The 329-nt window shown below is 62.3% G+C and carries 1 protein-coding gene; it reads left to right on the top strand.

What is annotated here, in order from left to right:
* Positions 1-329 (top strand): TrbC/VirB2 family protein (locus tag IG168_RS20430; RefSeq protein WP_226877201.1); only part of this gene is annotated, 329 nt, incomplete at both ends.

The following is a 329-nucleotide window of genomic DNA, read 5'->3' as shown; positions in this document are numbered from 1 at the left end:
GTCAGAAAGACACCCAGATCGTCTGGCGTGTGACATTCGCAGTCGTCGCTGCGGTCGCCGTTGCGACCCTTCCTGAGATTGCAGAGGCGGCGACCACTCTTACCGGTGCAAATCCGTGGGAAGGGCCGATTGACCGGCTTTCCAACAGCTTGCAGGGACCAGTTGCCAAAGCGGTTGGTGCGGCGAGCATTGCCGGGGCGGGCCTCACTCTCGCTATGGGCGAGAGCGGCGGGTTGATGCGCAAGGCGGGAGGTGTTGCAACAGGTGGAGCCGTTGCATTCAATGCCGCTTCATGGGGTTTGCCTTTTCTCGGCTACTCCGGCGCCGTC

Origin of the sequence: Microbulbifer hainanensis, assembly GCF_014904735.1 — a bacterium.
In the GTDB taxonomy this organism is placed as follows: Bacteria; Pseudomonadota; Gammaproteobacteria; order Pseudomonadales; family Cellvibrionaceae; genus Microbulbifer; species Microbulbifer hainanensis.
Note: the sequence above shows the minus strand (reverse complement) of the source record. Positions and strands in the feature narration are given on the sequence as shown.